Here is a 25,145-nt window from a genome sequence, read left to right on the forward strand (position 1 = left end):
ACCCTATGGGCCCATGACAACCAACCACTCAACCCCCAACCCCGGTTATGCCTCCGTCCAGAACGCCGGCTCCGTCTCCATCCCCAGCCCCAGATCCGGCTCCGGCGCCCCCTCCTCTCCCGTATCCACCTCCCCCTCCCCCTCCCCCTCCCCATCCACCTCCCCCGCCATCGACTCGCAGCCCTGCCTCACCCTGACCAGCCCGACCGACATCCTGGCCGCCGTCCCCTACCTCGTCGGGTTCCATCCCACCGCCAGCCTCATCGTCATCGGCCTGGCTCGCGGTCAGGCGAAGATGGTGGCCAGGTGGAGCCTGCCGTTCCCGCCGGGCACTCTCGACCCCATGACCCCCCTCTTCGACCGCGAGGGCATCACGGAGATCGTCATCGTCGGCTACGGCCCCGGAGAGCTGGTCACCCCGGCGGCTGACGAGGCCAGGCTGCTCGCGACCAAGGCGGGGGTTCACGTGGGTGAGGCCCTGCGAGCGCATGAGGGCCGCTACTGGTCATACGTCTGCCAGCTGGCGACATGCTGTCCAGCGGAAGGCACCCCGTACGACCTGTCCACCAGCCAGATATCGGCCGAGGCGACGGTGTGCGGCCTGGTGGCCCTCCCGGATCGCGAGGCCCTGGAGCGCACGCTCGCCCCCGTCACCGGCCCCGTCCGGATGGCGATGCGCCGGGCCACGGCCGAGGCGATCGCGGAGTTCCGGGCCCAGCTCATGGCCGCCACAGACCTGGACACCTTCGCCACCCGGTTCGTGTCCGACGGCCTGGCCAGGGTGCGATCCGCGCTGGCGGCCCATGCCGAGGGCGGCCGCCTGGACGACGCGGCGGTGGCGAGGCTGGGCCTGGACCTAGCGATCATGAGGGTCCGCGACGAGGCGTGGACCCTCATGCACGAATCCCACTCCCTGCTCTGGAAAGACCTGACCCGCCGGCTGGAGCCCCGTTTCATGCCCCCGGCGGCGTCCCTGCTGGCCATGGCCGCCTGGCGTGCGGGCAACAGCGTCCAGGCCACCATCGCCCTCGAACGCGCCCTCACCACCGACCCCGGCTACTCGATGGCCAACCTCCTCATGCACGCCCTCCAGAACCTCCTCTCCCCAGCCATCCTCCGCGACCGCCTCCCGACCCCCGCCGAGCTGGACGCCACCATGGGCCCCGCCAACGCCGCCTGGCTGCTCCCCTTGGTCAACCTCCTCGACGAGGAAGACCTACCTCCCACCCTCGAATAGCCACCAACCCACACGCATCGCCCTCTCGGCTGCGTTTTCCGACCCCAGGGCTGGACCAAGCTCGCACGACTGCCCTCGTGCCGCGATGACGCACGGCGGCGCCTCTCCCCACGCCTCACAGCTATACGAACCCCGTTGGGACCCTGAGGCGCGCACTGGCGCACGCCGTCGGAACCCAACCCCGAGCCACGAAGCTGCACGCCATCGGGCCCACATTTCGCGCACCCCGCACGCTGTTGGGACGGGAACCCGGGGGCATGGGGCCGACGTCCTGTACGAGTTCCGTACAGAGAGACCCGGTGGCGTGCATCCATGCGATGGGGGAGGGGCCCGACAGCGTGCATGCGCGCGCCATGCCGAGGGGGTTCGAGAGCCGTGGTGTGTCTTGACAAGCAGGTCGGTCGGCCCAGCTACCGAAGGGGAAGCCTAGAGGCCGCCTCCGCCTTCTTCCTTCCTGCGCCGCTCGTTGTAGGCGCGCATACGCTGCGGATATCCAGTGAGCTGAACGTCGTACACGGGCAACGCAAGATCGCGGGCGACCTTGTGGATCACCGCGGGGGAGCCGACCCTGCGCCTGGTCCACTCGCCGTCGTCGGCCACCGCGACGGCGGTCGTGTCAGTGGCAAAAGTCTCTGGCTCGACGTAAAACTCGACACCACGCCGTGAACGAGCAAAGGCGATGAGCGCCTCGATGTCGGCGTCTGTCGCCTCGCGGTCGAACTTCGCGATCTTTCGGCCGCGCAGTCGACGAATGCCGTAGCGGTCTCGCCATCTCATGAATCCTTTTTATACCGTCTGGAGCCCCCGCGTCGGGGATGATCTAGGGGACAAATCCGGGATTCTCCCGATGGCACCTGACGTTCGCGGGACGCAGTATGAGTGGTGACAGTCCGATTCTCTAAGGAGAGGCATGGCGATTATGGCTGGGGTACCGAAAACCCCCGGGCCGGGACAGGTGCCGCCAGCTCAACTGCGCGTCACCAACCAGGACCGAGAGAACGTGGTCGAGCATGTCAAGGCCGCGTACGCGGAGGGCCGCTTCGACAAGCTCGAGTTCGACGACCGGCTGGAGCGTGCCATGACGGCGCGCACGCACGGTGATCTGATGCCCATCATGAGCGAGCTGTACGGCTCGGAGGCCGTTGTCCGGCCCGCCCCGCTGCCGCCACCGGTCCGAACCCACGGTCCGACGGAGAGCAACGAGCGCCTCGGCGGCGCCCTCGCCCATCTGCTCTCCGTCGTCGGCTTCCCGATCGTCGGGCCGTTGCTCCTGCTGCTCACCGGCGGCAAGACCTCGCCCTACATCCGCAAGCACGCCCTGGAGGCGCTCAACTTCCAGATCACCGTGGTGGGGGCTTCGGTACTTCTCCCGCTGACCTTCATCGGCATCGTGCTCGTGCCGTTCATCTGGGTCGCGGCCGTGATCCTCTCCATCGTCGGTGGCGTCGCGGCGCTGACCGAGGGCAATTTCCGTTACCCGCTGACGATTCGCATGGTGAAGTGACCGCCGCCACCGACCGGAGATGACCTTTCCGCCACCACAGCCTGAATTTCCGCCCCGCGAAGGCCCCTGGCCTCGGCGGGGCGGACGGCTTTTCCACGACCACCGGATTGCGACTTTCGCCTTTTGACCTGCGCAAATGTAACGACTAAGGGTTGATCCGCCGCTCGCCGTTCAACCGGTGTGCCTATTCCGGTAGCGCGTGATCGCTGTGTGCCGGCCGTCACGAGCCTCCCGCGATCGCCGCCTTTTGTGGTTGCTCCTGTCGTCTCACGTAGCCGGAGATGAGCTCTGCGTGCTGCGTGGAGATCGTTTCCGCAAGGTGGGGCGAAGGGGATGGTGTGTGGAACTGAACACACGAAGACGCGCAATGGCCAAGCGAGGCCGCGACACGGAGCCGCGAGGCCACGCGGGCGGGCGGTGGCCATGCGAGGCGGGCGGTGGCCATGCGAGGCGGGCGGTGGTCAGCGGCCGAGCACCTCGTACTTGACGCGCATCACCCCTGCGCTGATGTTGCCGATGGCGGCGAAGGCGGCCCTGGACAGGTCGAGGCAGCGGCCGCCGATGTACGGGCCTCGGTCGTTGATGCGGACCGTGACGGAATCGCCGCTGTTCGGGTTGGTGACGCGTACCTTGCTGCCCAGCGGCAGGGTCTTGTGGGCGGCCGTCATGGCGGCGGGGTTGAAGCGTTCGCCGCTGGCCGTCATCTGGGGTTCGCCGTAGTAGGAGGCGCCGCAGGCGCCGGACGAGAGCACGCGGAACTTGGGCTTCGTGGTCCGGGACCTCACGGAGGTCTCGGCGGTTTCCGAGCTCTCCGGGGTCGCCGAGGTCTTGGCCGGGGCCGTGGTCTTGGCGGGCTGTGGGGACCTGGTGGTGGCCGGGGAGGCCGTCGCGTTCGGCTGGGCGGCTGCCGGGGGCTTGGGGGCCGGGGATGACGGCTTCGGGGTGTGGTGGCGGGCGGCCTCGTTCGAGGCCGCGGCCGGGTTCGGGGTCGTCCTGGCGGTGCCGGGGGTGGAGGGAGGCGGGTTGACGACCGCCGTGCGCTTGGGGGAGTCGTCGTTGCCGATGGCGGCCCAGGCGGTGGTCGAGGCGGCGGCGAGGACGGCAGCGCCGGCTGCGACGGTGGTCCAGCGGCGCTTGCTCGCTGGGGCTTTGCGGTCCTGGGGGGACGGCGTGCGGGAGTGCTGGCCCAAGGTAAACCACGGTCCTAGCTAGGGGATAGGGCAGGGAAAGGCCGGGCCGGGAGGGGGTGGGGGCGCTCGGCGGCCGATCCGCGGGCGGGACGGGGGGTCCCGCGCAGTGAGGACGAACATAAGGGACAAAGAGCCGGTAAAGGTAACTTAATGGGACATCAAGTGATATATCTCACTTATGCCGCAAGTTTGCCCAGACCGCTGAGCGTACGCCGTGGATCTTCGGGTTTCCGGAGAACGTGGGAACAGGGGCGATCGGTGAGGTGTATGGAGACCCGTTCGACCGCTGCATCGGGTTGATGGGGAGGCATGGCAGGGCTGGATGGGCGTCCGGGTGCCGCCTGCCACGTTCTTGGGTGTCGTCCCAGGGTGAGATCTCTCCTGGCAGGGCAGGCCTCCTGCGCAGGTGGCGACACACGGCGTCGCCTCGCCCGCTGTCTCGGTGCGGTGTGATCCTCTGCCGCGGCCCTCGTCTCCCGCCACAGCCCGCACGTCAGGGCGGCACCGCTGACACACCTTGCCTACAGCATGAGCGAGCGCACCGTCTCGACCGTGTCGGCGTCCTCGACCCGCTTGTCCGGCCGGTAGCGCAGCACCCGGGCGAAGCGCAGGGCCATGCCCCCGGGGTAGCGGGGCGAGCGTTGCACCCCGTCGAAGGCGATCTCCACGACCAGCTCCGGCCGCAGCGTGACCGTCCACTCGTCGGTGGGGCCCTCGGCCAGCTCGAGGAAGCGCTCGGTCTGCCAGGCCAGCAGCTCGTCCGTGAGCCCCTTGAAGGTCTTGCCGAGCATCACAAACCCGCCCTCGGGGTCGCGGGCGCCCAGGTGGAGGTTGGACAGCTTGCCCTCGCGGCGGCCGTGACCCCACTCGGCCGCCAGGACCACCAGGTCGAGCGTGTGGCGCGGCTTGACCTTGATCCAGCCCGCCCCCCGCCGCCCGGCCGCGTAGGGAGAGGCGAGGGACTTGACGACCAGGCCCTCGTGCCCGGCCTTCACCACGTCGGTGAAGAACTTCTCCGCCTCAGCCACGTCGCCCGTCACCAGCCGCGGCGTCAGCAGGCCCTGCGGGGCCGCATGGGCGAGGGCCTCCTGGCGCCGGGAGTAGGGGAGGTCGAGCAGGTCGGCGCCGTCGACCCGCAGGGCGTCGAAGAAGAACACGCTCAGCGGCGTCCGCTCGCGCAACCGGGCCACGTCGGTCTTGCTGGAGACGCGGCTCGCCGTCACCTGGAAGGGGTGCGGCCGGCCGTCCGGTCGCAGGGCCAGCACCTCGCCGTCGAGGACCAGGTCGTCGGACGGCATCTCCAGGACGGCCTCGACCACCTCGGGCACCTGCGGCGTGATGTCGTCGAGGGTGCGGGTGAAGACCCGCACCTCGGGGCCGGAGCGATGGGCCTGCACGCGCACGCCGTCGAGCTTCCACTCCAGCGCGGCGGGGGTGCCCGCCTTCTCCAGCGCGGCGGCCACGTTGGGCGCGCTGCCCGCCAGCATGGGCGAGACCGCCCGCCCCACCTCCAGCCGGAACGCGTGCAGCGCCGGCACCCCGCCGGTCAGCGCGGCCGCCCCGACAGCGGGGAGCCAGCCGCGCAGCGTGAGCGCCCGCCGCACGTCGGCCGACGGCGCGCCGGACGCCTTGGCCACGGCCTCGATCATCACGCCGTCGAGCGCGCCCTGCCGAAGCTCCCCGTGCAGCAACCGCCGCATGAACTGCTGCTCCTGGCTCGTCAGGCCCGCGAACAGCTCGGCGACCAGAGCCTTGCGCGCCGCCTGCGAGCCCTGCCCGGAGACGGCCTTGATCCGGCTCAGCAGCTCGTCGACCGCGGTCAGCGTGGCGGTGGCGGCCAGCTTGGGCTCGGGGACGTCCTCCAGCGTGCGCCAGCCCACGCCCACCTGCCGCTGGGGCAGCTCGCCCGAGAGGTAGGAGATGGCGATCTCCGCCTCGTCCGGGCCCACCCGGCCCAGCAGCTCCGCCAGGTGGCCGATCTTGCCGAGCCTGGCGGACGTGCGCGTCACCGCCTCGGAAACCCGGACCACGTCGATCAGAAGCACACGCCTATGGTGCCTCACGGCGGCGACATTTTCCCCACCCGATCTCGGCGTATCCGCTGAGTGTCGGTGGGGGGCGGCGCCGGCCCCGCATGGGCCGACGCCGTGCGGCCGTCAGGCGACGCCGTGCGGACCTCAGCTGACGTCCGCGGACGTCAGCTGACGCCGAGCAGGTCGACGACGAAGATGAGCGTCTCGTTCGGCTTGATGCGCGGCGGGGCGCCACGCTGGCCGTAGCCGAGGTGCGGCGGGATGACCAGCTTGCGCCGGCCGCCGACCTTCATGCCCGCGACGCCCTGGTCCCAGCCCCCGATGACGCGCCCGGCGCCCAGGGGGAAGTCGAACGGCTGGCCGCGGTTCCACGACGCGTCGAACTCCTCCCCGGTCGAGAACGAGACGCCCACGTAGTGGACCTTGACGTTCTGGCCGGGCTTGGCCTCCGGGCCGTCGCCCACGGTCAGATCCTCGATCTCGAGGTCCGCGGGCGGGTTGCCACCCGGGAAGTCGATCTCGGGCTTTTCGAGTGCCACGAAGTGCTCCTGTTGGCATTGTTGACGATGAGAATGGACCCGACGACTCTATGCGGTCGGGATATCGTCATCGTTCATGGCCGCCCTTTCTCCCGACGCGTTCCTGCTCACCGGCCGCGTGGCCGTCGTCACCGGAGCCGCCAGGGGGATCGGCCTGGCGATCGCCGAGGCGTTCGCCGCGTTCGGCGCGCACGTCGCCGTCTGCGACCGCGACAAGCCGGACGCCGAGCTGGCGATGACGCTCGACGTGCGCGACCCGGTGGCGGTGGAGGTGTTCGCCCAGGCCGTACGCGAGCGCTGGGGCCGGGTCGGCGTGCTGGTCAACAACGCGGGCGGCACCTTCCACGCGGGGTTCGCCGACACCTCGCCGCGCGGCGAGCAGGTCCTCATCGAGGAGAATTTCACGCAGGTCACCGGCATGATCCGGCGGCTGCTGCCGATGATGCGCCCGGGCGCGTCGATCATCAACGTGACCTCGAGCGAGGCGCACCAGGCGGCGCCGGGGTTCGCGGTGTACGCGGCGATGAAGGCGGCCGTCGAGAGCCTGACGAAGTCGCTGGCGCTGGAGCTGGCCCCGAAGGGCATCAGGGTGAACGCGATCGCGCCCGACGCCCTCCGGACCGAGGGCGAGTCGGGCGTGCGCGAGCGGATGCTGGCCCGCCCGCTGCCGTACGACCCCGTACGCATCCCGCCGCTCGGCCACCTCGGCGAGCCCTGCGACGCGGCGGGGGCGGCCGTGTTCCTGGCCGGCGACCTGGCGAGGTTCGTGACGGGGACGACGGTGCACGTGGACGGCGGGATCAACGCCGCGGGCGGGTGGCGCCGGACCTGAGCCGGTACGAGCCGGTTACCAGCTCTGGTGCAGCGGCATGCCCTCCGCGTACCCGGACGAGCTCTGGATCCCGACGACCGCCTGCGCGTGGAACTCCTCCAGGTTCGACGCCCCCGCGTACGTGCACGACGACCGCAACCCGGCCACGATCGCGTCGATCTGGTCCTCCACGCTCGGCCGCTTCGGGTCCAGGTACATCCTGGACGTCGAGATGCCCTCCTCGAACAGCGACTTCCTGGCCCGGTCGAACGCCGAGTCCTCGGCGGTCCGCAGCCGGACGGCCCGCGCGGAGGCCATGCCGAAGTTCTCCTTGTACTTGCGCCCGTTGGCGTCGGTGTGCGTGTCGCCCGGCGACTCGTACGTGCCCGCGAACCAGGACCCGATCATCACGTTCGACGCCCCGGCCGCCAGCGCCAGCGCCACGTCGCGCGGATGCCGTACGCCCCCGTCGGCCCACACGTGCCGCCCCAGGCGGCGCGCCTCGGCGGAGCACTCCAGCACGGCCGAGAACTGCGGCCGCCCCACCCCGGTCATCATCCGGGTGGTGCACATGGCGCCCGGCCCCACCCCGACCTTGAGGATGTCCGCCCCGGCGGCCACCAGGTCGCGCACGCCGGCGGCGGTAACCACGTTGCCCGCCGCGACCGGCACGCCGGGATCGAGGGCGGCGACGGCGCGCAGGGCCGAGATCATCTTGTCCTGGTGGCCGTGCGCGGTGTCCACGACCAGGCAGTCGACGCCGGCCTCGAGCAGCTCCTTGGCCTTGGCGGCCACGTCGCCGTTCACGCCCACGGCGGCCGCGATGCGCAGCCGCCCCTGGGCGTCCACGGCCGGCTCGTAGAGCGTGGCGCGCAGCGCGCCCGTACGGGTCAGGATGCCGACCAGCCGCCCGTCCTCGTCCACGATGGGGGCCAGCCGGTGCCGGCCCTCGTGCAGCCGCTCGAAGGCCCCGCGCGGGTCGAGCCCGGCGGGCAGCGTGAGCAGCTCGCTCGACATGACGTGCGAGAGCTGGGTGAACATGTCCACGCCCTGGCAGTCGGCCTCGGTCACCACGCCGACGGGCCGGTTCTCCCAGTCGACCACGACGACCGCGTTGTGCGACCGCTTGGGCAGCAACTGCAGGGCCTCGCCGACGGTGTCGTGCTGGGTGAGCGTGAGCGGCGTGTCGTGGACGAGATCGCGCTTCTTGACCCAGTCGACGACGTTCGCCACGACGTCCAGGGGGATGTCCTGCGGGATGACGGTGATGCCGCCCCGCCGGGCCACGGTCTCGGCCATGCGCCGGCCGGCGACCGCGGTCATGTTCGCCACGACGATCGGGATGGTGGTGCCCGTGCCGTCGTTCGTCGAGAGATCGACTGCGAGCCGGGAACCGACCGCAGAACGCGACGGGACCATGAAAACGTCGCTATAGGTCAGGTCGTAATGGGGCTCGAGGTCGTTGAGAAATTTCACGTTCATCCATCTTATGTGGTGACAGGTTCAACAAGGGGTTTCCCCCTTTCTCGGGGGCTTATGATCGGCCGGGACACTTTTGGGGGAGGGGAGGGCCTGTGAACGTCATCGAACGGGCCGAGCTGGTAGTGGTCGGCTTCGCCGTACGCACCACCAACGCCGACGAAATGGATCCGGGCCGGGCCAGGCTTCCGGCGCTCTGGCAGCGGGCGGGCGCGCCGGGGGCTTTCGCGCATGTTCCCGGTCGCGTGGACGAGAATCTTTATGCCGTGCTGACCGATTACGAGAGCGATCACCACGGCGCCTACACGCAGATCGTCGGCACCGGGGTGCGCACCGTGCCCCGGCTGCCGGAGGGCATGGTCGCGGTGCGCGTGCCGGCCGGGCAGGCGCTGAAGCTGGAGGTCCGCGGTCAGATGCCGCAGGCGCTGGTGGAGGCGTGGCAGCAGCTGTGGAAGCACACCGAGTCGGGCGGCACGCCGTCGCGGGCGTTCACGACGGATCTGGAGGTGCACCACCCCGACGGGGTGGATCTCTACATCGCGGTCTGAGTCAGATGCCGAGCACGACGGCCGCCGCCTCGACGGCCGTCGGCTTGACCTCCTCCAGCGGCAGGTGCGCATATTCCACCGCGCAGTCCGACATGCCGCCCAGCGCCACCGTCGCCCGGATGTGCTGCGCCTGCGTCAGCTCGGGCCCCAGCAGCATGGCGATCAGCTCGCGCCGCCATTCGAACATGCGCGTGCCCAGGTCCAGATAGCTCAGCGTGGACAGCTCGCGGATCATCATCACGAGCACGTCCCGGTGCCGCCAGATCAGCTCGAAGTAGTCGTCCAGCAGCTGTCGCGGGCCGCCGGAGCGGCGGTCGCGGACGAAGCGCTCGATGTCCTCCACCATCGGCTGCACGATGCTGCGCACCAGGTCGTCGCGTGAGGAGAAGTGGTAGTAGAGCGCGGGCTTGGTGATGCCCAGCCGTTCGGAGATCTGGCGGAGGCTGGTGTTCTGCACGCCCTGCCGCACGAACAGCTCGCGCGCCACCGCCTGGATGCGTGCCTTGGTGTCACTGGGCATGGGCCAAGACTATCCCTTACCTACCGTTAAGTAAGCCGTCGTGCTAGCGTGCTTACTTAACGATAGGTAAGGAGAGGGCGATGAAGGTTCTCGTCTCGGGTGCGAGCGTGGCGGGGCCGGTGCTGGCGTACTGGCTGCGCAGGTACGGCTTCGAGGTCACCGTCGTCGAACGGGCCCCGGCGCTCAGGAAGGCGGGTGGCCACGCGGTCGATCTGTTCAGGCCGGCGATGGACATCGTCGAGCGGATGGGCGTCCTGGAGCCGGTGCTGGCCGCCAAGACCGGCACGCAATGGCTCACCCTGCACACGGACGGCGGCGGCCGTCCGGTGGAGCTGGAGCTGCGGCGCGTGATGGCCGCCGTCTCCGACCGGCACGTCGAGATCATGCGCGACGATCTGAGCGAGATTCTCTACGAGGCGACCCGGCACGACGTGGACTACGTCTTCGGCGACTCCATCGCGTCCGTCTCCGACGACGGGGAGGTGGCGTTCGACAGCGGCCGGACGGGCGCCTACGACTTCGTGGTGGGTGCCGACGGCCTGCACTCCAACGTCCGCCGCCTGGTCTTCGGCCCCGAGTCGCGCTTCACCACGTGGATCGGCGCCTACCTGGCCGTCGCCACGGTGCCGGACTTCCTCGGGCTCGACGATCGGATGGAGGGCATGGCCGGGGTGGGCTGGATGGCGGCTCTGTACAGCGCGGTGCACATGGACGACGCGCGGGCGGGGTTCCTGTTCAGGACCCCGGAGCCGCTCGACTACCACCACCGGGACGTCGCCCGGCAGAAGGAGCTGCTGCGCGAGCGCTTCGGGGGCCTGGGCTGGCAGGTGCCGAGGATCCTGGAGGAGATCGACCGCGCGCCGGCGTTCTACATGGACTCGATCACCCAGCTCCGCCTGGACACCTGGTCGCGCGGCCGGGTGACGCTGGTGGGCGACGCCGGCTACTGCCCGGGGCCGGCGGTCGGGGGGAGCACGAGCCTGGCGGTCGTGGGGGCGTACGTGCTGGCGGGCGAGCTGGCCGCGCACGGCGGCGACCACACGCGGGCCTTCCCGGCGTACGAGGCCGAACTCGGCGAGTACGTGCGCCGCAGCCGCGCCTTCGCCGTCCGCGCGGCCCGCGGCATCGTGCCCGGCAGCAGGTTCGACCTGTGGGCGCTGACCCGGGGAGCGCGCCTGGTGAACCGCCTGCCCGTCGCGCTGACCAGGGCCGCGGTCAAGGCCGGCAGCAAGGGCGTGCGGCTGCACGACTCGATCAGGCTCAAGGACTACGCAGCACGACAGGGAACGACGTCACGCCCCTGACGAAGGCGTTGGGCAGGATCCGCGGACCCTCCGCGTCGGCGTAGGAGGCCGTACCCACCCGGTCGAGCCACTCCTCGAAGAAGATCCGCAGCTCCAGCCTGGCCAGCGCGGCGCCCAGGCAGAAGTGCGTGCCCAGGCCGAACGCGATGTGCCCGCCCGGTTTCCTGGTCACGTCGAAGACGTCCGGGTCGGTGAACACCTCGGGGTCCCGGTTCGCCGACCCGTACATGAGCAGCACCTGCTGCCCCTCGCGGATCTCCTGCCCGTGCAGGGTGGTGTCACGGGTGGCCGCGCGGCACATGTTGAGTATCGGCGTGGTCCACCTGATGAACTCCTCCACCGCCCCCTCGACGAGCCCCCGGTCCTCGCGCAGCAGCCGCCACTGGTCCGGATGGCGGATCAGCGCGTCGATCGCGGTGGCGATGACCGTCCGGGTGGTCTCGGCGCCGCCGTCGAGCAGCAGCAGCGCGTCGTTGGCCAGGCTCTCGTCGTCGTAGCCGGGGCTGGCGCACCACACGGACAGCAGGTCGTCGCGCGGGTGGGCACGGCGCTCGGCGGCCAGCTCCAGCACCGCCTGCCCGTACTCGCCGGCGGCCACGGCGGCCTCGTGCGTCACGTAGCGCAGGCCGCCCCCCGCGACGATGGTGGTCTCCGACCAGTGCTTCAGCCTGGGCCAGTCCTCGTCGGGGAACCCGAGCAGCCAGCCGATCATCCGGGCCGGCAGCGGCGCCGCCAGCTCGGGCACCACGTCCACGGCGCCCTTCTCCAGGGCGCGGGTGAGCAGCTCGACGACGACCTCGCGGACGCGGGCGGCGTAGCGCTCGTGTACGTGGCGGGGCGTGAAACGGCGGTAGACGAGCCGGCGGCGCTCGGCGTGCTCGGGATCGTCCAGACCGATCATGGACGGCTCTGAGGGCAACTGGGGGCGGTAGCCGACGGTGCTGGTCCACAGCTGCGGGTCGCGTTCGACGGCCGAGATGTCGGCGTGGCGGGAGATGCCCCACAGGCCGTTGGCCGCGTCGTAGTAGGCGGGGGCGTGCTCGCGCAGCCAGGCGTACACGGGGGTGGGGTCACCGGCGTACAGGTCGCCGTCGAGTAAGTCGATCATGCCAGCACTCCTTGGCCGCGTAGCTTGTCCGCCTCCTCCTGCGACAGGCCCCAGCCGGACAAATCGGCCAGGCGGGTGGCGGGAGAGAGGTCCTGGGTGGGCACGCCGAGCAGGCGGGGCGCGGGCGTCGGATGGGTGACGCCGCCGATCTCGACGAAGGAGCCGCGGGCGGTGTTGTGCGGGTGGCCGGCGGCCTCGGACATGGACAGCACGGGCGAGACGCAGGCGTCGGAGCCCTCGAAGACCGCCTCCCACTCGGCCCGGGTCCGCTTCCCGAACTCCTCCGCCAGGCGGGCCTTCAGCGCGGGCCACTGCGCCCGGTCGTTCCTGTCGGGCAGGTCGGTCAGGCCCATGAGGGACACCATCGCCTCCCAGAACTGCGGCTCCAGCGAGCCGACGGCCACGTACTGCCCGTCGGCGGTCTCGTACGTGTCGTACTGCGGGGCGCCGGTGTCCAGCAGGTTCGTGCCCCGCGGGCCCCAGTGTCCGCTCTGGACCCCCTGGTAGAACATCGAGAACAGGATCGCCGCCCCGTCCACCATGGCCGCGTCGATCACCCGGCCCCTGCCGGTGCGCTCGCGCTCGAACAGGGCCAGCAGCACGCCGTACGCCAGCATGAGCCCGCCCCCGGCGAAGTCGCCCAGGATGTTGATCGGCGGCGTCGGCTTGTCCCCCTCGCGCCCGAGCATCGACAGCACGCCGGAGACGGCGATGTAGTCGATGTCGTGCCCGGCCGTCGGGGCGAGCGGCCCGTCCTGCCCCCACCCGGTCATCCGGCCGTAGATCAGCCGCTCGTTCACCGCGTGCAGGTCGTCGGGCCCGATGCCGAGCCGCTCCGCCACGCCCGGGCGGAACACCTCGATCACGACGTCGGCGTGGCGTACCAGCTCCTTGAACGCCGCCACGCCCTCGGGCGCCTTCAGGTCCAGGCCGATCGTGTGCTTGCCGCGGTCCATGACATCCGTCCGCGGACGGTCGGAAACCGCCTTCACCCGGTCCACCCGCAGGACATCCGCCCCATGATCGGCTAGCATCATCCCCGCGAACGGCCCCGGTGCGAGCCCCGCGAGCTCCAGCACGCGCACCCCGGACAGCGGACCCCGGCGAACCTCTGGCATCGACTTCTCCTTGCTCTGGACCCTGCCTCAGTAGAACAACATTCGGTGATCTGGTGCAAGCGGCCTTGGCGACCTCCCGGCGAAGTGGTGGGAGGTATGGGAAACTTGCCCACTGTTCGGGTGGTCTGAAGACGGGTGCGTTCAGCGACCGTCTGCAGCAGGCGTTCGATGCCGCATCAGGCGCTTGCGCCGATACAGGGGTAGGACATGGTTTCGGATAGCAACCGGCTCATCGCAGGGCGCTACCAGTTAGTGCGCGAACTGGGCCGCGGGGGGATGGGCGTGGTCTGGGAAGGCCGCGACACACTGCTGAACCGGCAGGTGGCCATCAAGGAAGTGCTGCTGCCGGACGGCCTGTCGCCGGGCGACCAGGAGCGTCAGCTGTTAAGGACCGCCCGCGAGGCTCGCACCGCGGCCAAGCTGAACCACCCCTCCGTCGTCGCCGTCTACGACGTGGTCGAGGAGGGCGGCCGGCCGTGGATCGTGATGGAGCTGGTCAGCCATCCGTCGGTCGAGCAGGTCGTGCTCACCACGGGCGCACTCCCGGTGCGAGAGGCCGCGGACCTGGGCCGGCAGGTGCTGTCCGCGCTGCGGACCGCCCACGAGGCGGGCATCCTGCACCGCGACGTCAAGCCGAGCAACATCCTGCTGGCGGACGACGGCCGCGCCGTCCTCATGGACTTCGGCATCGCCACGGTCGAGGGTGACGCGTCGCTGACCAGGACCGGCATGGTCACGGGCTCGCCGAGCTTCCTGGCCCCGGAACGGGTCCGCGCCGAGAACGCGGGACCGGCCTCCGACCTGTGGTCGCTGGGCGCCACGCTGTACGCGTGCATGGTCGGCCGCTCGCCGTTCGAGCGCGGCGACCCCATGGCCACGCTCAACGCGCTGCTCACCGAGGAGCCCGACTACCGCCGGATCCCGCCGGCCATGCACCCGATCCTGAAGGGGCTGCTCCGGAAGGAGCCCCAGGACCGGGTGACCGCCGAGGAGGCCGACCGGCTGCTGGCGGCCATCGCCGCGGCCAGGCCCGCCTCCGCCGACCTCGACCCGCCGGAGCGGAAGAAGGGCGAGGGTCCCGGCCGGGCGCTGCTCGCGGCGGCCGCGGCGGTGGTGCTGGTGCTGACGGGCGGCGCGGTCGCGTACTTCAGGATCGCCTCCCCGGCCGAGGGCACGCCGCGCGCGACCGCTCAGCCGGCCGCGGCGACCGCCCCGCTCACCCCGACCGCCGCGCCGACCACGCAGGGCGCGACGCCCTCCGCGACACCGACGCCCAGCGTGAGCAGGGTCGTGCCCGCCGTGCGGGCGTGGAGGTCGCGGGACGGCTGGTCGATCATGCGGCCGACCGGCTGGCGGGGAGCGCGCGCCGAGGCGTACACGGAGTGGACCCGCAGGGACGGCAACGCCCACCTCGGGGTCGAGGCCGTCTACTCCAACCTCGATCCGAGCCAGCTCATCCGCAACTCCCAGGAGACCCTCGCGGAGACCGCCCAGAACGTCGTCAACCGCGCCCGGCGGACGGTGACGCACCAGGGCGTGCCGGCGGTGGAGTGGGAGTTCTCCTGGACGGCGGGCGCGGCCGGCGACGCGCCGTGGCAGCGGCCGGGCACCCGCTACCACGAGGTACGCCGGGCCGTCGCCATCGGCGACACCGCCTACCTGCTGTCCTGGACCGTCACCGAGAACCAGTGGCGGCGCAACCGGGCCCTTATGCGACAGGTGATCAACAGCTTTACTGTTGGGGCATGAGCCCCTGGAACCTGCTCGCACTGCCACCGCTGCCCGAAGAGGTCATGCGCCGCCTGCTGGCGCCGCTCGGCGATCGGGTGGCGGTGCGCGTGCCCGCCTCCCGTGACCGCGACGCGCTCCTCGCGGCGCTGCCGGAGGCCGAGATCGTGCTCGGCGACTGGACGGGCACGCTGGTCATGGACGCCGGGGCGGTCCGGGCGGCGCCCCGGCTGGCGTTCGTGCAGCAGCCGTCGGTGGGCGTGGACGGCCACGACCTGGACGCCCTGGCCGCGGCCGGGGTGCCGCTGGCCAACACGCCCGGGGTCAGCGCGGTGGCGGTCTCCGAGTGGTGCCTGGCCGCCACGATGTCGCTGTCGCGCAAGCTGGCCGCCGCCGACGCCGCCGTACGCGCGGGGGAGTGGCCGCAGCAGGGGCTGCAGCCCCACGAGCTGCGCGGCCGGCGCGTGGGCATCGTCGGCTACGGCCCGATCGGCGCCACCTGCGCGGAGATGTTCCGCGCGCTCGGCTGCCAGGTGTCCTACTGGACGCGCACCCCGCGCCCGGACCCCGGATTCGAGGACCTGGAGACGCTCGTGTCCGCGTGCGACGTCGTGGTCGTCGTGATCGCGCTGTCGGATGAGACCCGTGGCCTGGTCGACCCCGGCCGCATGAAGCAGGGCGCCCTGCTGGTCAACGCGGCCAGGGGCGGCGTGGTAGACCAGCCGGCGCTCGTGGCCGCCCTGCGCGAGGGCCGGCTGGGCGGGGCCGCGCTGGACGTCTTCGACGTGGAGCCGCTGCCCGCCGGCGACCCGCTGCGCGAGCTGCCGAACGTCCTGCTGTCACCGCACGTCGCCGGCGTCACCCCCGAGGCCACCGGCCGCCTGCTCACCGCCACCCTGGACAATCTGACCGCCGCCGTCGAGGGACGGGAGGTCGACGGCGTGCTTAACGGAATATCGCCGGTGATCAACCGAAAGTTTACGGAATCGCCTACCACGTAGGGGATCCACCTGGCACGATGAACAGTTTTCGTGTCTTTAACGACCCCGGTCTGTTCCGGATCGCTCATGGGAGATACCGTCTTACGGACGATCTCTACCAGCTCAAGGGGGTGCTTTCGTGACGACGACGATGTCGACACACCAACGGGCAGTAGAGCAGATCCGGCAGTCGTACGCCGCGATCCCCGGCGACGCCGCGCCCCGGCTGGCCAAGTCCACGTCCAACCTCTTCAGGTTCCGCGACGGCGGGCGGACGGCCAAGCTCTCGGCCCGGGATCTCGACGAGGTCATCAGCGTCGATCCCGAGACGATGACGGCCGAGGTCCAGGGCATGACCACGTACGAGCACCTGGTGGACGCCACGCTGCCGCACGGGCTCATGCCTTATGTGGTGCCGCAGCTCAAGACGATCACGCTGGGGGGCGCCGTCACCGGGCTCGGGATCGAGTCCACCAGCTTCAGGGACGGGCTGCCGCACGAGTCGGTCGAGGAGCTCGAGATCCTCACCGGAGACGGGCGCGTCGTCGTGGCCCGCGACGACAACGAGCACCGCGATCTGTTCCGCGCGTTCCCCAACTCCTACGGGACGCTCGGCTACGCCCTGCGCATCCGGATCAAGCTCCGCAAGGTCCAGCCGTACGTGCATCTCACCCACGTCAAGTTCACCGACGCGGGCAAGTGCATGCTGGCCATGCAGGAGATCTGCGACAGCATGGTGTACGACGGCGAGAGCGTCGACTTCGTGGACGGCGTCTTCTTCGCCCCCGGTGAGATGTACCTCACGCTCGGCCGCTTCGCCGAGCGCGCTCCCTACATCTCCGACTACACCGGGATGCGGATCTACTACCAGTCCATCAGGCAGCGCAGCCGCGACTGGCTGACGATCCGCGACTACCTGTGGCGCTGGGACACCGACTGGTTCTGGTGCTCGCGCGCCTTCGGCGTGCAGCAGCCGGTGGTCCGCTCGCTCATGCCGCGCCGCTGGATGCGCTCCGACGTCTACCGGCGCCTGGTGGCGCTCGACCGGAAATACGGCCTGACCGCCCGCGTCGACAGGTGGCGCGACCAGCCGGTGCAGGAGTCGGTCATCCAGGACGTCGAGACCCCGGTCGAGCGCGGGGCCGAGTTCCTGGAGTTCTTCCACGACAAGGTGGGCATGACCCCGGTGTGGATGTGCCCGCTGCGGGCCTCGACCCGCTGGCCGCTCTACCCGCTCGAGCCGGGCAAGCTCTACGTCAATTTCGGTTTCTGGGGAATGGTGCCGCTGCCACGGGGGCGGTTCGACGGTTACTACAACCGGCTCATCGAGTCTTCTGTACACGACCTCGATGGCCACAAGTCGCTCTACTCGACCTCGTTCTATGCCCGTGAGCAGTTCTGGCAGCTGTACAACGGCGACGCCTATTGGCCGGTCAAGCGGGAATACGACCCGAACGGTCGCCTGCTGGACCTGTACGAAAAGTGTGTACGGGGAAGGTGAGTTGATGGCTCTCGCAACCATCTTTGAGAAAATCGTCGGCACGGAAGCGAACCTCGCGTTCATGGCCTACGACGGCAGCAAGGCCGGGCCGGACGGCGCCGACCTGGCCCTCGAGGTCAAATCACCGATCGCGGTGGCCTACCTGGCCCAGGCACCGGGGGAACTGGGCCTGGCCAGGGCGTACATCTCCGGTCACATTGACGTTCACGGCGACCTGTACGCGCTGCTGGACCGGATGTGGAACATCACCACCAACGACCTGACGACCTCCGAGAAGGTCGCCGCCGTCCGGTCGCTGGGCGTCAAGCCGCTCCTCATGCGGGTGCCGCCGCCACCGCAGGAGATCCGCCAGAGCACCCTGGCGAGGCTGGGCTCCCGGCACGCCAAGCAGCGCGACGCCGAGGCCATCCACCACCACTACGACGTCTCCAACCGCTTCTACGAGTGGGTCCTGGGGCCGTCCATGGCCTACACGTGCGCGTGCTTCCCGACGGAGGACTCGACGCTGGAGGAGGCCCAGTACGCCAAGTTCGACCTGGTGGCCCGCAAGCTCGGCCTGGAGCCGGGGATGCGCCTGCTGGACGTCGGCTGCGGCTGGGGCGGCATGGTCATGCACGCGGCCAAGCACTACGGCGTCAAGGCGCTCGGCGTCACGCTGAGCCGCCAGCAGGCGGAGTGGGCGCAGAAGGCCATCGCCGACGCGGGGCTGCAGGACCTGGCGGAGGTCCGCTTCATGGACTACCGCGACGTCAAGGAGTCGGGCTTCGACGCGGTCAGCTCCATCGGCCTGACGGAGCACATCGGCAAGGCGAACGTGCCGTCGTACTTCCAGTTCCTGTACGGCAAGCTCAGGCCCGGCGGCCGCATCCTGAACCACTGCATCACCCGGCCGACCGGCAAGGAGAAGACGTTCAACAAGGGCGGCTTCATCAACCGCTACGTCTTCCCCGACGGTGAGCTGGAGTCGGTGGGCTGGCTGATCCGGCAGATGGAGGACACCGGCTTCGAGATCCGCCACGAGGAGAACCTGCGGGAGCACTACGCCAAGACCCTGCGCCACTGGTGCGACAACCTGGACGCCAACTGGGACGACGCGGTCCAGGAGGTCGGCATGGGCACGGCCCGGGTGTGGGCCCTGTACATGGCGGGGTGCATCGTGGGCTTCGAGCGCAACAAGGTCCAGCTCCACCAGGTGCTGGGCGTCAAGCTCGACCAGCAGGGCCGCTCCGGCGTCCCGCTCCGGCCCGCCGTCGACTGGCCCTGAGGCGGCGCCGATCCGCACCTCGGGTCGGTGCCTGAAGCGAAACGGAGCTTGCGGTTGACGCAAGCTCCGTCGCTATCCCGCGGACGTGGACAAGGAATCGGCCTGTTCGCCGTGTCCGGCCGCCATGCGATGGTGCCTGTCCTTGGCGTGCCGCCCCCTGCTGGGATGGTGCTCGTCCGTGCTGGAGTCCTCTGGTGACTCCAGCGGCTGCTCCTTGGGATTGTGGGGCTTCGCGTGCCTGCCCACGTGATCTCCTTAGACTCTCCCAACTGCTTAAAGTGACCGTATGGCTACAGTCGGCATCGGGGCAAGCGGGAACCCGGTAAAGGTGAAGCAGTTTTCAGGGAGGGAGCCGGCCCGGCGACCCCTGACCAGATCGCCGGGCCAGGCAAGAGGGGGCGCATCAGGTGCAGGTGGTGCCGTTCAGGGTGAAGGAGGATGGCTGGGCGGTGTTGCCGCCGTGCGTGGCCTGGAAGCCGAACGACGCGGACGCCCCCGGGGCGATGGCCGCGTTGTAGGAGGCGTTCCTGGCCGTCACCTGGCCGCTGGTCGGCGAGATCGAGGCGTTCCAGGTCGAGGTGATCGTCTGGCCGGCCGGCAGGGTGAAGGCCAGGTTCCAGGCGGAGACCTGGGTCGTGCTCGTGTTGGCGATGGTGACGGCGGCGGTGAAGCCGGTGTTCCAGGCGTTCGTCGTGTACGTGACGCGGCACGCCCCGGTCGGCGGGGTGGGTGAGGTGGTCGGCGTGGTGGTGGGGTCGCCGCCCTCCGAGAGGCCGAAGAAGTCGATCACCGCGGCCGCCATCCCGCTCTGCGGCAGGCTGTGGCCCACGCCCTGGAGGCTGATCGCCTCGACCGGGGCCATGGTGCCCGTGCCGCCGTACCGGGTCCGGGCCCAGCCGGATCGGGGCTGGTCGGTGAGGCTGGGGGTCTGGCTCAGGCCGTGGACGTCGGTCCACTGCTTGATCTGCTCCTGGAAGTTCGGGTAGCGCAGCGTGGTGTCCTCGGTGCCGTGCCACGTCTGCATGCGCGGCCGCGCGCCGGTGTACCCGGGGTAGGCCGCGCGTACGAGGTCGCCCCACTGTTGCGGCGTCTTGGTGACCTGGCCGTTGGCGCAGGCGCTGTTCCAGCTGGAGCCGTCGGTGGTGGCGAAGCAGCCGAACGGCACGCCCATGAACGCCGCCCCCGCCCTGAACACGTCGGGGTAGGCGCCCAGCAGGACGTTGGTCATCATGCCGCCGGAGGAGGCGCCCGTCACGAACGTACGGGCGGGGTCGGCGTTGTGGCGCTGCTGGACGTACCTGACCATGGAGACGATCCCGACGGGGTCGCTGCCGCCGTCATGGCGCAGCGCCTGCGGCGAGGAGACGTCGAAGCAGGAGCCGCTCCTGGTCGCCGACGGGTAGATGACCACGAACTTGTACCGGTCGGCGAGCGAGGCGAACTCCGTGCCGGAGTGGAAGGCCGGGCCGGAACCCGTGCAGTAATGTACGGCCACCAGCAGCGCGGGCCGGGCGGGGACACCGTCGGGGACGTACAGGTGCATGCGTAAGTTGGTGGGGTTCGTACCGAAGCCGGTCACTTCCGTGAGCTGGGCGGACGAGGCCGGCGGCGCGGCCATCAGCCCGGCGGCCACCAGTGCCGCGGCGGCGATCACGGCGCTTGCTATTCGAGCTCTCAGCTTCATCGAGTTCCTCTCGCTCGTCCGCCGAAACATTGCGAGTGTCCACAGAAAATTTCGGCATCGCAACAGCCAGGGGCGCCCGGGCGAGACGGAAGGCGATGAGCTGCCAAGAGGCGCGGCTCAGGCGGTCAGGACGATGAAAGTTTCGCCAGCTCGCGCAGCGTGCCGGTGAGGCCCTGCCACGCCTGATCGGCGTCCGGAGTGGCACCGTGCGGCCCCCGGAACCACGCCACGAACTCCGCCACGTCGTCGAGGGCCCACCGCAGCCGGTAGAGCGCCAGGGCGCCGGGGTCGGGCTTGCGGCCGGTCGCCTCCGCGTACCGGGCGAGGTCGTCGTCGGTTCCGGCCACCAGCCACAGGTCCCGCTCCGGCACGGCCATCCCGACCGTGTCCCAGTCCAGCAGCAGCCGCCGCCCGCCGGGGGCGCGCAGCAGGTTGCCGGGGTGCGGCTCGCCGTGCGTGACCACCGGCTCCCCGGGCCTGCCCGCCAGCCGGTCGAACTCCTCCAGCCCGCGCCGCAGCACCCCGGCGTGGTCCGCGATCAGCTCCTGCGCGGGCCCGGCGTACGGGCCGCCGAGCCAGGACAGGGACGTGTCGCGCAGCGCCTGCTCCAGCCCGGCCCGGCCGGTCAGCTCCACCGGGCGGCCGGGGGTGGGCAGCGGGGGCGGGGTCGCGTGCAGCTCGGCCAGCAGGTCGATGATTAGGGCACGCTCGCCGGCGGGCAGCTCGTCGCCGAAGTGGCCGGGGATGCCGTCCTCGTACGGGAACACGCTCATGGCGTACCGGTGGCGGTCGAGGCGGCGCAGCGTCGTGCCGTCGGCCGCGCGCAGCGGCGCGACGACGAAGTCCAGGCCCGCCTCCTCGCGCAGCGCCGCCGCCGTCTCCATGGCCAGCCGGAGGCCGTCGAACGTGCGCCGCCGCACGTCCGCGACCGTGACGAACCAGCGCCGCCCGCCCCTGTCGGCCGCCACCCAGTGGAAGTCGCCGAACCCGACCGGCGCGTAGTCCAGCGTGGCGGCCTCGATCTCCCACTCGCCCAGTGCGGGCCGCAGCAGCCCCTCGTCGAAGTCGTCCGGCCGATCGCGCATACCGAGCAAGCTATCGGCCCGTCCGGGGTCACTTCACCTGGATAAGCAGGCCCGCGCCGCGCCCGCCCGCGATGTCCCATCTCCGGGTCGTCCGCCACCCGCGTGGCCGGCCCGCCACCAGAGTCGCGCGAGCATCCCATGGGCCGGCGAGGAAGAAGGCGCGGGCCGGGCCCGCGCCTTCGAGGATCGGAGACCGGCCGGCTACCGGAGCTCGCGCTTGAGGATCTTGCCCGTGGCCGTCATCGGCAGGGAGTCGCGGAACTCGATGATCCGGGGGTACTTGTAGGCCGCCATGTTTTCCTTGGCCCAGGCGATCAGCTCGTCCTCGGTGATCGTGGTCCCGGGGGTGCGGATGACGTACGCCTTGATCTCCTCGCCGTGCGACTCGTGCTCGACCCCGACCACGGCGGCCAGCGACACGGCCTCGTGCGTCATGAGGACCTCTTCGAGCTCGCGCGGGTAGACGTTGAACCCGCCTCGGATGATCATGTCCTTGGCCCGGTCGATGATGGAGTAGTAGCCGTCGGCGTCGCGCGTGGCGATGTCGCCCGTACGGAACCAGCCGTCCTTCATGACCTCGGCCGTGGCCTCCGCGCGGCCGTAGTAGCCCTTCATGATGTTGTGGCCGCGGATGGCGATCTCGCCGGGGCCCTCGCCCTCGACGGTCTTCCAGTCGCCGTCGATCAGCTTCATCTCCACGCCCCAGATGGGGGTGCCGATCGTGCCGGGCTTGGTGGGCCGGCCGAGCTGGTTGAAGCTGGCCACCGGCGACGTCTCCGACAGGCCGTAGCCCTCCAGGATGCCGATGCCGAACGTCTGCTCGAAGTCCTTGAGCACCTCGACCGGCGACGACGCGCCGCCCGCCACGGCCACCCGCACCGAGCGCGGCACCTCCGCACCCTCGGCGTGGATCTTCGTGAGCATGCCCCAGTACATCGTGGGCACCCCGGCGAAGAACGTCACGTTCTCCTTGACCATGATCGACAGCGCCTCGCCGGGCTCGAAGCGCGGCATCAGCACCACGGTGGCGCCGCGCAGGAAGCCCGTGTTCATGACGACGGTCTGGCCGAAGGAGTGGAACAGCGGCAGCACCGCCAGGTAGGTGTCGGCCGCGCCCTCCTCCCGCGGGAACATCTTGTCGCTGACCATGGAGTTCATCAGCATGTTCTGGTGGCTGAGCTCGGCTCCCTTGGGCTGGCCCGTGGTGCCCGAGGTGTAGAGGATCACCGCGGTGTCGTCGGGCGCCGTCTGCACGGTCTCGAACTCCGCCGCCATCCCGCCGAGCGCGGCCCAGATCGACTCGCCGTACTCCGACTCGGTCGCCAACGGGGTCGCGGGCAGCACGAAGAAGTGCTCGCAGCCCTGCGCCGCCTCGAAACCGGCCTTGCCACGCTCACCCAGCGGCAGCTCGGGCGTGCCCTCGAAGCAGAACAGCGCCTTGGCGTCGCTGTCGTCGAGGTGGTAGGCGATCTCGCGCGACTGCAGCAGCACGTTGAGCGGCACCACCGTCGCGCCGGCCTTGAGGATGCCGTAGTAGACGAACGGGAAATACGGCAGGTTGGGGCAGGCCAGCGCGACCTTGTCACCCTTGCCGATGCCCCGCGTCACCAGCAGGTTCGCCACCTGGTTGGCGACCGTGTCGATCATGGAGTACGGCAGCCGCATGTCGCCGAAGACGATCGCGGTGCGGTCGGGGGTGTTCCTGGCGCTGTCTTCCAAGACGACCGACAAGTTGAGCATGACGCCTTCCTCCCTCTGAACGGCTTCGGCGCCATCCTCGCAGGCCGTGCATACCGGTTGGTAGGGGCAATTTCATCGCCACCTGCAGCGGTCCGCTGAACGCGGACCACCGGAGGCAACGCGTGCCACAACTGGATATGGACGCGCCCGCCTACGTCGAGTAAGCAAGTAGGAAGTTACTTACCCCTTGGAGGGGGTCATGGAGTACGACTACGTGATCGTCGGGGCGGGCTCCGCAGGATGCGTGCTGGCCAACCGACTATCCACGGACCCGGGTGTGTCGGTGGCGCTGGTCGAGGCGGGCGGGACGGACGACAAGCTGGAGATCCGCATGCCCGCGGGCTTCGCCAAACTGTTCAAGACCGACTACGACTGGAACTACACCACGGCCAAACAGGGCGAGATGTCCGGCCGCGAGCTCTACTGGCCGAGGGGTCGCGTGCTCGGCGGCTCCTCCTCGCTCAACGCCCAGATGTGGGTGCGCGGCTGCCAGCAGGACTACGACCAGTGGGGCGTCCAGGGCTGGGCCTACGACGACGTCCTGCCGTACTTCACCAGGGCCGAGCGCCGCGTCGGCACCAACCAGGGCGGCGTCTACGGCACCACCGGCCCCCTGTACATCTCGGAGCTGCGCAGCCCCAACGTGACCACCGCCGCGTTCCTGCGGGCGTGCGAGGAGCTCGGCCTCAGCCGCCTCGGCGAGCTGAACGGCCGCTCCAACGAGGGCTACTGCCCCACCCCCGTCACCCAGAACCGGGGCAGGCGCTGGAGCTCCGCCGACGCCTACCTGCGCCCCGCGACCTCGCGGCCCAACCTCCACGTGATCACGGGCGCCACGGTGGACCGGGTGACGTTCGACGGCAAGCGGGCGACGGGCATCGAGCACAGCGGCGGCGCCCAGATCAAGGCCCGGCTGGAGGTGATCCTGGCCGCGGGCGCGATCGGCTCCCCCTACCTGCTCCTGCGCTCCGGCGTGGGCGCGCCCGACGAGCTGCGCGACGCCGGGGTCCCGATCGTGCACGAGCTGCCCGAGGTCGGCAGGAACCTGCAGGACCACCTGTCCAGCGGCGTGTTCATCGAGTGCAAGCAGCCGGTGACGCTCACCAAGGCCGAGTCGATGAGCAACCTGCTGCGCTACATCGTCCTGCGCTCCGGCATGCTCACCACGAACGTGGGGGAGGCGGTCGCGTTCATCAAGACCTCGGACGGTGAGCCGGCGCCGGACATCGAGCTGATCTTCGCGCCGGGGCCGTTCATCGACCACGGCCTCACCCCGCCGACCGGCCACGGGCTCACCGTCGGGGTCGTGCTGCTGCAGCCGGAGAGCCGCGGCCGGGTCGGGCTGAGCGGCAGGGACGTGGTGATCGACCCCGGCTACCTCACCGCCGAGGCCGACGTCAGGCGCCTGATCGCGGGGCTGCGGATGGCCAAGCAGGTGTTCGCCACCGCCGCGATGAGGCCGTACGCGGGCGGGCCGATGGCGCCCTACTGGGCGCCGGAGACCGACGAGGAGCTCGCCCAGTGGGTACGCGAGCGCGGCGAGACCCTGTATCACCCTGTCGGGACCTGCCGCATGGGCGCCGACGAGGACTCCGTCGTGGACCCGGCCCTGCGCGTGCGCGGCGTCCAGGGGCTCAGGGTCGTGGACGCGTCCATCATGCCGACCCTGAACCGCGGCCACACCCACGCGCCCGCCATCATGATCGGCGAGAAGGGGGCCGACCTGATCAGAGGGAGCAAGCCTTGACGTAAGTGGTCACTTGCGTAATCTC

21 protein-coding genes are annotated in these 25,145 nt (G+C 70.4%); 10 read left to right on the plus strand and 11 right to left on the minus strand.

Features of this window, described 5'->3' with window-relative positions:
- The first annotated feature begins 13 nt into the window (after positions 1-13).
- On the plus strand, positions 14-1,237 hold the full coding sequence (locus ACTWPW_RS19860) for a DUF4192 domain-containing protein (protein WP_443169531.1): 1,224 nt from the start codon (positions 14-16) through the stop codon (positions 1,235-1,237).
- Between the two features lie 426 nt (positions 1,238-1,663).
- On the opposite strand, the gene ACTWPW_RS19865 is transcribed toward ACTWPW_RS19860, so the two are convergent.
- Complete coding sequence (locus ACTWPW_RS19865; RefSeq protein ID WP_375115230.1) at positions 1,664-2,014, minus strand: hypothetical protein; 351 nt, start codon at positions 2,012-2,014, stop codon at positions 1,664-1,666.
- A 133-nt stretch (positions 2,015-2,147) separates the two neighbouring features.
- On the opposite strand from ACTWPW_RS19865, the gene ACTWPW_RS19870 reads away from it, so the two are divergent.
- Complete coding sequence (locus ACTWPW_RS19870) at positions 2,148-2,741, plus strand: DUF1707 and DUF4870 domain-containing protein (RefSeq protein ID WP_375115231.1); 594 nt, start codon at positions 2,148-2,150, stop codon at positions 2,739-2,741.
- A gap of 461 nt (positions 2,742-3,202) precedes the next feature.
- Here ACTWPW_RS19870 and ACTWPW_RS19875 read toward each other — a convergent pair whose 3' ends face one another.
- From ACTWPW_RS19875 to ACTWPW_RS19885, 3 genes are all read right to left on the minus strand, one after another.
- A complete protein-coding gene (locus ACTWPW_RS19875) occupies positions 3,203-3,931 on the minus strand; it encodes a septal ring lytic transglycosylase RlpA family protein (RefSeq protein WP_443169532.1) in 729 nt (242 codons plus the stop codon).
- A gap of 521 nt (positions 3,932-4,452) precedes the next feature.
- Entirely contained in the window at positions 4,453-5,976 is a 1,524-nt protein-coding gene (locus ACTWPW_RS19880; protein WP_375115233.1) for an ATP-dependent DNA ligase, read from the minus strand.
- A 152-nt stretch (positions 5,977-6,128) separates the two neighbouring features.
- Positions 6,129-6,503, minus strand: coding sequence for an FKBP-type peptidyl-prolyl cis-trans isomerase (locus tag ACTWPW_RS19885; RefSeq protein ID WP_375115234.1), 375 nt, complete (start codon positions 6,501-6,503; stop codon positions 6,129-6,131).
- 76 nt (positions 6,504-6,579) lie between these two features.
- Between ACTWPW_RS19885 and ACTWPW_RS19890 the strand changes: the two genes are divergently transcribed.
- Positions 6,580-7,335: an SDR family NAD(P)-dependent oxidoreductase gene (locus ACTWPW_RS19890; protein ID WP_443169533.1), complete on the plus strand. Its 756-nt coding sequence runs from the start codon at positions 6,580-6,582 to the stop codon at positions 7,333-7,335.
- A gap of 15 nt (positions 7,336-7,350) precedes the next feature.
- Here ACTWPW_RS19890 and ACTWPW_RS19895 read toward each other — a convergent pair whose 3' ends face one another.
- Positions 7,351-8,790: a GuaB1 family IMP dehydrogenase-related protein gene (locus ACTWPW_RS19895; protein ID WP_375115236.1), complete on the minus strand. Its 1,440-nt coding sequence runs from the start codon at positions 8,788-8,790 to the stop codon at positions 7,351-7,353.
- A gap of 98 nt (positions 8,791-8,888) precedes the next feature.
- Between ACTWPW_RS19895 and ACTWPW_RS19900 the strand changes: the two genes are divergently transcribed.
- The gene (locus ACTWPW_RS19900; RefSeq protein WP_364113175.1) at positions 8,889-9,341 is read left to right on the plus strand and encodes a GyrI-like domain-containing protein; all 453 of its coding nucleotides are present in this window, start codon (positions 8,889-8,891) and stop codon (positions 9,339-9,341) included.
- 1 nt (position 9,342) lies between these two features.
- Here the strand turns inward: ACTWPW_RS19900 and ACTWPW_RS19905 are convergent, their stop codons facing one another.
- Positions 9,343-9,861 carry a TetR/AcrR family transcriptional regulator gene (locus ACTWPW_RS19905; protein WP_443169534.1) on the minus strand — a complete coding sequence of 173 codons (519 nt, stop codon included), beginning with the start codon at positions 9,859-9,861 and terminating at the stop codon, positions 9,343-9,345.
- A gap of 80 nt (positions 9,862-9,941) precedes the next feature.
- On the opposite strand from ACTWPW_RS19905, the gene ACTWPW_RS19910 reads away from it, so the two are divergent.
- Entirely contained in the window at positions 9,942-11,165 is a 1,224-nt protein-coding gene (locus ACTWPW_RS19910; protein ID WP_443169535.1) for an FAD-dependent monooxygenase, read from the plus strand.
- Here the strand turns inward: ACTWPW_RS19910 and ACTWPW_RS19915 are convergent.
- Together ACTWPW_RS19915 and ACTWPW_RS19920 are read right to left on the minus strand one after the other, a co-directional pair.
- On the minus strand, positions 11,122-12,273 hold the full coding sequence (locus ACTWPW_RS19915) for a cytochrome P450 (protein WP_375115239.1): 1,152 nt from the start codon (positions 12,271-12,273) through the stop codon (positions 11,122-11,124). The two genes, ACTWPW_RS19910 and ACTWPW_RS19915, sit on opposite strands and share 44 nt — an antisense overlap.
- A complete protein-coding gene (locus ACTWPW_RS19920; protein ID WP_375115240.1) occupies positions 12,270-13,391 on the minus strand; it encodes a CaiB/BaiF CoA transferase family protein in 1,122 nt (373 codons plus the stop codon). Before ACTWPW_RS19920 ends, ACTWPW_RS19915 begins: the two co-directional genes overlap by 4 nt.
- 207 nt (positions 13,392-13,598) lie before the next feature.
- On the opposite strand from ACTWPW_RS19920, the gene ACTWPW_RS19925 reads away from it, so the two are divergent.
- The 4 genes from ACTWPW_RS19925 to ACTWPW_RS19940 all read left to right on the plus strand — a co-directional run bounded on the left by ACTWPW_RS19925 (position 13,599) and on the right by ACTWPW_RS19940 (position 18,864).
- Positions 13,599-15,140 carry a serine/threonine-protein kinase gene (locus ACTWPW_RS19925; RefSeq protein ID WP_375115241.1) on the plus strand — a complete coding sequence of 514 codons (1,542 nt, stop codon included), beginning with the start codon at positions 13,599-13,601 and terminating at the stop codon, positions 15,138-15,140.
- Positions 15,137-16,120, plus strand: coding sequence for an NAD(P)-dependent oxidoreductase (locus ACTWPW_RS19930; protein ID WP_375115242.1), 984 nt, complete (start codon positions 15,137-15,139; stop codon positions 16,118-16,120). The genes ACTWPW_RS19925 and ACTWPW_RS19930 overlap by 4 nt, the downstream gene beginning before the upstream one ends.
- Positions 16,121-16,250: 130 nt before the next feature.
- On the plus strand, positions 16,251-17,600 hold the full coding sequence (locus tag ACTWPW_RS19935; protein WP_364113409.1) for an FAD-binding oxidoreductase: 1,350 nt from the start codon (positions 16,251-16,253) through the stop codon (positions 17,598-17,600).
- 4 nt (positions 17,601-17,604) lie between these two features.
- The gene (locus ACTWPW_RS19940) at positions 17,605-18,864 is read left to right on the plus strand and encodes a class I SAM-dependent methyltransferase (RefSeq protein WP_375115243.1); all 1,260 of its coding nucleotides are present in this window, start codon (positions 17,605-17,607) and stop codon (positions 18,862-18,864) included.
- 403 nt (positions 18,865-19,267) lie between these two features.
- Here ACTWPW_RS19940 and ACTWPW_RS19945 read toward each other — a convergent pair whose 3' ends face one another.
- From ACTWPW_RS19945 to ACTWPW_RS19955, 3 genes are all read right to left on the minus strand, one after another.
- A complete protein-coding gene (locus tag ACTWPW_RS19945; RefSeq protein WP_443169536.1) occupies positions 19,268-20,548 on the minus strand; it encodes an extracellular catalytic domain type 1 short-chain-length polyhydroxyalkanoate depolymerase in 1,281 nt (426 codons plus the stop codon).
- A 125-nt stretch (positions 20,549-20,673) separates the two neighbouring features.
- Positions 20,674-21,633 (minus strand): phosphotransferase, encoded by a 960-nt coding sequence (locus ACTWPW_RS19950; RefSeq protein ID WP_443169537.1) that lies wholly within the window; start codon positions 21,631-21,633, stop codon positions 20,674-20,676.
- Between the two features lie 201 nt (positions 21,634-21,834).
- Positions 21,835-23,373 (minus strand): long-chain-fatty-acid--CoA ligase, encoded by a 1,539-nt coding sequence (locus ACTWPW_RS19955; protein WP_443169538.1) that lies wholly within the window; start codon positions 23,371-23,373, stop codon positions 21,835-21,837.
- A 199-nt stretch (positions 23,374-23,572) separates the two neighbouring features.
- Here ACTWPW_RS19955 and ACTWPW_RS19960 point away from each other — a divergent pair, with 199 nt between their 5' ends.
- A complete protein-coding gene (locus tag ACTWPW_RS19960; RefSeq protein ID WP_443169539.1) occupies positions 23,573-25,120 on the plus strand; it encodes a GMC family oxidoreductase in 1,548 nt (515 codons plus the stop codon).
- Positions 25,121-25,145: the final 25 nt, after the last annotated feature.

The organism is Nonomuraea sp. KM90, from assembly GCF_052246675.1.
In the GTDB taxonomy this organism is placed as follows: domain Bacteria; phylum Actinomycetota; class Actinomycetes; order Streptosporangiales; family Streptosporangiaceae; genus Nonomuraea.